Raw genomic sequence first — 6,455 nt, 5'->3', positions numbered from 1 at the left:
GCTTCAGCTCACGCAGACCGTACCGTAAACCGACACAGGTGGGTAGGATGAGAATTCTCAGGCGCTTGAGAGAACTCGGGTGAAGGAACTAGGCAACATGGCACCGTAACTTCGGGAGAAGGTGCACCCCCTTTGGTGGCCCATGCGGGCTATAGCTGAGGGGGGTCGCAGAAACCAGGCCGCTGCGACTGTTTATCAAAAACACAGCACTCTGCAAACACGAAAGTGGACGTATAGGGTGTGACGCCTGCCCGGTGCTGGAAGGTTAATTGATGGGGTCAGCCGCAAGGCGAAGCTCTTGATCGAAGCCCCAGTAAACGGCGGCCGTAACTATAACGGTCCTAAGGTAGCGAAATTCCTTGTCGGGTAAGTTCCGACCTGCACGAATGGCGTAACGACAGCGGCGCTGTCTCCACCCGAGACTCAGTGAAATTGAAATCGCTGTGAAGATGCAGCGTTCCCGTGGCAAGACGGAAAGACCCCGTGAACCTTTACTATAGCTTTACATTGAACGTTGAGTTCGTCTGTGTAGGATAGGTGGGAGGCTATGAAACCGAGGCGCTAGCTTCGGCGGAGCCAACCTTGAAATACCACCCTGATGTGCTTGACGTTCTAACCTAGGTCCGTAATCCGGATCGGGGACCATGTATGGTGGGTAGTTTGACTGGGGCGGTCTCCTCCCAAAGAGTAACGGAGGAGCTCGAAGGTACGCTCAGCGCGGTCGGACATCGCGCACTGTGTGCAAAGGCATAAGCGTGCTTGACTGCGAGATCGACGGATCAAGCAGGTACGAAAGTAGGACTTAGTGATCCGGTGGTTCTGTATGGAAGGGCCATCGCTCAACGGATAAAAGGTACTCCGGGGATAACAGGCTGATACCGCCCAAGAGTTCATATCGACGGCGGTGTTTGGCACCTCGATGTCGGCTCATCACATCCTGGGGCTGTAGTCGGTCCCAAGGGTATGGCTGTTCGCCATTTAAAGTGGTACGCGAGCTGGGTTCAGAACGTCGTGAGACAGTTCGGTCCCTATCTGCCATGGGCGTTGGAGATTTGAGAGGGGCTGCTCCTAGTACGAGAGGACCGGAGTGGACGAACCTCTGGTGTTCCGGTTGTCACGCCAGTGGCATTGCCGGGTAGCTATGTTCGGAAGCGATAACCGCTGAAAGCATCTAAGCGGGAAGCGCGCCTCAAGATGAGATCTCCCGGGGCACAAGCCCCCTAAAGGAACCATCAAGACTAGGTGGTTGATAGGTCAGGTGTGTAAGTGGGGCAACCCATTGAGCTAACTGATACTAATGATCCGTGCGGCTTGACCATATAACCTCAAGTGGCCTTGGACTCGACGATATCGTCAGAGAAAATCCAATGCCCGCTACGTCACAAGACCCTATGAGAGATTGGCGCCTTAATCCGTTCCCTGGATGGCGACGCTCCAACCCTCTCCCTGGTGAAATTAGCGCTGTGGTCCCACCCGTTCCCATCCCGAACACGGAAGTGAAACGCAGCCGCGCCGATGGTAGTGTGGCTTAAGCCATGCAAGAGTAGGTCATCGCCAGGGGCTTTATCCCGAAACCCCCGTCCCACAAGGACGGGGGTTTTTTATTGCCCGGCTTTCGCCAACAATCGGGGTTCATCTCACAGGGGCGAAGCATGAAGCGGACTTTGTTGGCCTTGGCCACCACGCTGGCGGTATTGGCAAGCGCTGACATCGCAGCGAAGGACACCAGTGCGGAAGCGGCGCGCATGCATGAGGGTGCGTTGGTGCTCGATACCCATCTGGATACGCCGGCGAACCTGCGACGGCCGGGATGGAGCATTGCCGACGACCATCGCCACGAAGGCGAGCTGTCGCAAGTGGATCTCCCGCGCATGAAGGCAGGAGGGCTGGATGGCGGGTTCTGGGTCATCTACACGGCGCAGGGCGCGCGCGATGAGGCGGGCAAGCGCGCGGCCCGGGATCACGGGTTGGAACGGCTGGTCAGCATTCGCGAGATGCTCGCCGCGCACGCCTCAGACATGGAGCTTGCGCTCACGGCGGCCGATGCCGAGCGGATCGCATCGGCCGGCAGGCGCGTGAGCTTCATCAGCATGGAGAACGCGGCGCCGCTGGCGAGCGACTCAAGCCTGCTGGAGGTCTACCACCGCCTTGGTTTGCGGATGCTGGGGATCACCCATGTGCGCAACAACGAGTTCGGGGATTCATCGACGGATCCGGCGGGAGCGGAGTGGAACGGACTGAGCCCTGCCGGGCGCGCGCTCGTGGAGCAGGCGAACCGGCTCGGCATCCTGCTGGACGCCTCGCATGCGAGCGATGCGGTGTTCGACCAGCTGCTGGAACTGTCGCGCGCGCCCATCGTGCTTTCCCACACCAGTGCGGACGCGGTGTACGACCACCCTCGCAACATCGACGATGCGCGCATCCGTCAGCTTGCTGCGAAAGGAGGCGTCATCCACGTCAATGCCTATGGCGGCTACCTGGTCGACATCCCCAAGGTACCGGAGAGAGAGGCGGCGCTCGAAGCCCTGTCGGAGAAGTTCGGTCCGGAGGAGCGACTGCCGGCGAGCCGCGTGGCGGCCTATCTGAGTGAGCGCCGCGCGATCGAAGCGCGGTATCCCGTCAAGCGGGCGACCTTCGATGACTACATGTCGCACCTGCTGCACATCATCCGCGTCGCGGGCGTCGACCACGTCGGTATCGGTGCCGACTGGGATGGCGGTGGCGGCGTGGTGGGCATGGAGGACGTCGCCGCCCTGCCCAGGATCACGGAGGCCCTGCTGGCGGCGGGCTATTCGGAAGGCGATGTGAGGAAGATCTGGGGTGGCAACCTGTTGCGCGTCCTGAGGCAGGTCCAGGACGCGAGCGACGCTTCCGCACCGTAGCCGTAACTCGGATCGTGAGGCAAAGCCAAAGCGTGGCAGTCCGCGCGATGGGCGAGGACGCAGACCATTGAAGAACGCTTGGAACGCGCAGGGACGCATCGACATGGACGAACGCATCACGCCACGCCGCTTCGACGCCGGGTTGCCTATCGACATTCCCCGGCACTGGCTGCCGGGGAACGAATTCGTATCGTCGCTGCTGAATGCTTACACCATCCTGGTGCCTGCCAACGAGGCGTTTTACATCCGGACCCTCAACGCATGCCTGCCGCATGTGCGCGACGAGACACTGCGTGGTCGTTGCCAGGATTTCATCCGTCAGGAGGCGCAACACGGCGTGGCGCACAAGCGCTACTGGGACAACCTGGATGCGCAGGGCTACGCATACCGCGGGTTCGAGCGCATGGTCGACCGCTGGGTCTTTCGGGTGATGGACCGTTTCGCGCCCCTCTGGTTGCGGGCTTCGCTGGTCAGCTGCGTCGAGCACATCAATGCCTTCCTGGGATACGAGTTCCTGTCCCAGTCGATTCTCGCTTCCGCAGATCCGCGCATGCGCGACCTGATGGAATGGCACTTCGCGGAGGAGATCGAACATCGCGCGGTCGCCTTCGATCTGCTGCAGGCGGTTTCACCCCGCTATCCGGTGCGTCTGCTCGGCGCGCTCACGACGAGCATCCTGTTCTATCTGCTGATGACCGGTCTGGCGGCGGCCCTGCTGGCTCAGGATCGGCGGCTCTGGCGCAAGGCCACCTGGCGGCAGGCAGCCTGGCATCTGGGCACGGGCCATGGCATGGCACGCCGCACGCTGCAGCATCTGTTGGACTACCTGCGACCCGGCTTTCATCCTTCTCGCCTGCCAGGCGCCGACGCGCTGGCGGCGGGCGTACTGACGCGCCAAGCCCGTCGGCAGCCCCCCGTGGTCGTCGCGATGGGCACCCGAACCTGAACGCCAGCTCCACGCGAGCCGGCGCGATCACCCGTGTGCCGCGCAGTACACGGCCTGCCCATCGCCAAGCCATTGATTAATAAGGGGCTCAGGGTCGGGCGGGATGAGGCGCCATCGTTGCAGCGCTGGGACAATGGGGAACTTCCCATGAGGTTAGCAGTCGAACCCCCCGACTGCTAACATCCTTGCCCATGAGCCAGAACACCTCCACTACCGCCCTGGTCGCCAACAACCTGCCGATCCCCAGTGCCCTGGGTTCGCTCGATGCCTATATCAGCGCCGTGCACCAGATCCCGGTGCTGACGGTCGAGGACGAGCGCGCCCTCGCGCAGCGCTACCGCGAAGAGGAGGACCTCGATGCGGCACGCGAGCTGGTGCACTCGCACCTGCGTTTCGTGGTGCACGTGGCCCGCGGCTACAACGGCTACGGCCTGCCGCTGGGCGACCTGATCCAGGAAGGCAACATCGGCCTGATGAAGGCGGTGAAGCGTTTCGACCCCGACATGGGCGTGCGCCTGGTGAGTTTCGCGGTGCACTGGATCCGTGCCGAGATGCACGAGTTCATCCTGAAGAACTGGCGCATCGTCAAGGTCGCCACCACGAAGGCCCAGCGCAAGCTGTTCTTCAACCTGCGCAAGTCCAAGACGCGCTTGGGCTGGATGAATGCCGAGGAAGTCAGCGCGATCGCCAAGGACCTCAATGTGTCCGAGCGGGAAGTGCTGGAGATGGAAGCGCGCCTTTCCGGTCGCGATATCGGGTTCGATGCCCCCGCGGACGAAGACGAGGACCACGCACCGCCGTCGCCGGCCAGCTACCTGGTCGCGCACGACGAGGATCCTTCGCAGGCCTACGAACGCGCAGACAGCGAAGACAACCAGCTGGAACTGCTGCGCGAAGGCCTGGCCAACCTGGACGACCGATCGCGCGACATCATCAAGCGTCGCTGGCTGGATGGCGATAGCAAGGTCACGCTGCAGGAACTCGCCGACGAGTACGGCATCTCCGCCGAGCGCGTGCGCCAGGTCGAGGCCAATGCGCTGAAGAAGATGAAGGCCCTGTTCGCCGCCTGATCCGCGTCGCACGATGTTTTCGAGAAGGCCCCGCAAGGGGCCTTTTCCATAGGCGTGTTCATCATCCGGTGGAAGTGTGGTCCACTACGCCGCGATCCGCATCGGGCGGCAGACCGGCAAAGGAGCACGGCATGGGGTGGGGCGGCAGGCGGTGGGCGAAGCTCGCGTGGGCGGCGGTGGCGGCATTGGGCCTGGCGGCATTGCCGGCGATCGCGGCGACGAATGCGGCCGAGGGCGGAAACGAGAAATCAGACAGTACCGAACGTGGCATCCGCTTCGGCATCGATCGTGAGGAATACGACGCGCAGGCGCGTGCGGCGATGCAGGTCGATCCCGTCGTGGCCGCGCAGTTGGGCGCGATCCGCAAGGTGACGCTGGACGAAGCGGCCAGCATGGACGAACCCGGTCCGGACGTACTGGTGTTCGATGTGGAGGGAAGTCGTGGCAAGGGGCGCGTCACCGCGCGTTTCATCACGGTCAGCGCTACTCAGGAGGCGCTGGGTCCGGGCATGCTGGTCATGGCCGACGGCACCCGGCACGCCATCGAGGGCGACGCCGATGCGCTGGCTGCGGAGGACGGCCACGCGCATGACCATGAGCATGATGAGGATGTCGAAGCGGGCGCCGGCCTCTTTACCCGGCAGGCACAGGAAGCCGCGCAGCGTTACCCCCTGATCCGCCAGCACATCGGGCAGATCACGACGTTCGAGATCGATACCGACGCCACCGGCGCCGCGCCCGGCATGAACACCTTCGTGTTCGACGTGGCAGGCGACAAGGGACGCGGGCGCCTGCAGGCCGATTTCATCACCGTCGATGCGGGTACCGAGCGCCTGGGCAAGGGCGTGCTGACGCTGGCCGATGGCCGGCGGCTGGCATTCGAGGGCGAACCGCCCGGCGAGGGCGAGGCAGCCGACGAGGGCGCGGGCGTCGACGATCTGTTCGGCGACATGCAGGACAACATCTTCACCCGCCAGGCCCGCGTGGCCGTGCAGCGTTATCCGCTGGTGCAGCAGCACATCGGTGCGCTGCAGACCTTCGAGTTCGACATGGCCGCGACCGGCGAAGCGGAGGGCGTCAACGAGTTCGCGTTCGCACTGGTCGGCGACAAGGGGCGCGGGCATATCGTGGCGGAGTTCATCACCGTCGATGCGGATACCGAACGCCTGGGCAAGGGCGTGCTGACGCTGGCCGATGGGCGCGAACTGGCATTCGAGGGCGAGCCTCCGTTCCCGGGAGAGCAGGTCGGAGGGGACGTTCCCGAGACCTTCGCGCGCCAGGACGGCATCTTCGTGCTGCAGGCCAACGCGGCGATGCAGGCGCACCCGGTGGTGCGGCGCCATATCGGCGACATTCGCGAGGCGGTCTTCGATCGCGACGCGTCCTGGGCGGCAGACGGCGAGCGATACATCTTCGACCTGACAGGCAGCAAGGGTCAGGGACGTCTGGAAGCCGAGTTCATCACCGTCGACGCCGACAGCGAGCGCATCGGCGAGGGCGAGCTGGTCATGGCCGATGGCACGCGTTATCCGTTGGACTAGAAACGGGCCGAACAAG

General features: G+C 63.4%; 4 protein-coding genes and 2 rRNA genes (1 of these 6 running past the window's edge). All 6 read left to right on the top strand.

All coding sequences use genetic code 11. The features are described from left to right. Positions 1-1,319: ribosomal RNA gene (locus V8246_RS10745) — 23S ribosomal RNA — on the top strand (it extends 1,560 nt beyond the left edge of the window). 126 nt (positions 1,320-1,445) lie between these two features. Next, a 5S ribosomal RNA gene (gene rrf / locus V8246_RS10740) occupies positions 1,446-1,560 on the top strand. 92 nt (positions 1,561-1,652) lie between these two features. Next, a complete protein-coding gene (locus V8246_RS10735) occupies positions 1,653-2,882 on the top strand; it encodes a dipeptidase (RefSeq protein ID WP_336189139.1) in 1,230 nt (409 codons plus the stop codon). Positions 2,883-2,985: 103 nt separating this feature from the next. Further along, positions 2,986-3,828: a metal-dependent hydrolase gene (locus tag V8246_RS10730; protein WP_336189138.1), complete on the top strand. Its 843-nt coding sequence runs from the start codon at positions 2,986-2,988 to the stop codon at positions 3,826-3,828. A 191-nt stretch (positions 3,829-4,019) separates the two neighbouring features. Then, positions 4,020-4,898 (top strand): RNA polymerase sigma factor RpoH, encoded by an 879-nt coding sequence (gene rpoH / locus V8246_RS10725; protein ID WP_336189137.1) that lies wholly within the window; start codon positions 4,020-4,022, stop codon positions 4,896-4,898. 131 nt (positions 4,899-5,029) lie between these two features. Beyond that, positions 5,030-6,439, top strand: a complete 1,410-nt coding sequence (locus tag V8246_RS10720) for a hypothetical protein (RefSeq protein WP_336189136.1) — start codon at positions 5,030-5,032, stop codon at positions 6,437-6,439. The last annotated feature ends 16 nt before the right edge of the window (positions 6,440-6,455 follow it).

The sequence above is a fragment of the Pseudoxanthomonas sp. F11 genome, assembly GCF_037046485.1.
Classification (GTDB): Bacteria; Pseudomonadota; Gammaproteobacteria; order Xanthomonadales; family Xanthomonadaceae; genus Pseudoxanthomonas_A.
This window is presented reverse-complemented; position numbering and strand designations above follow the sequence as displayed.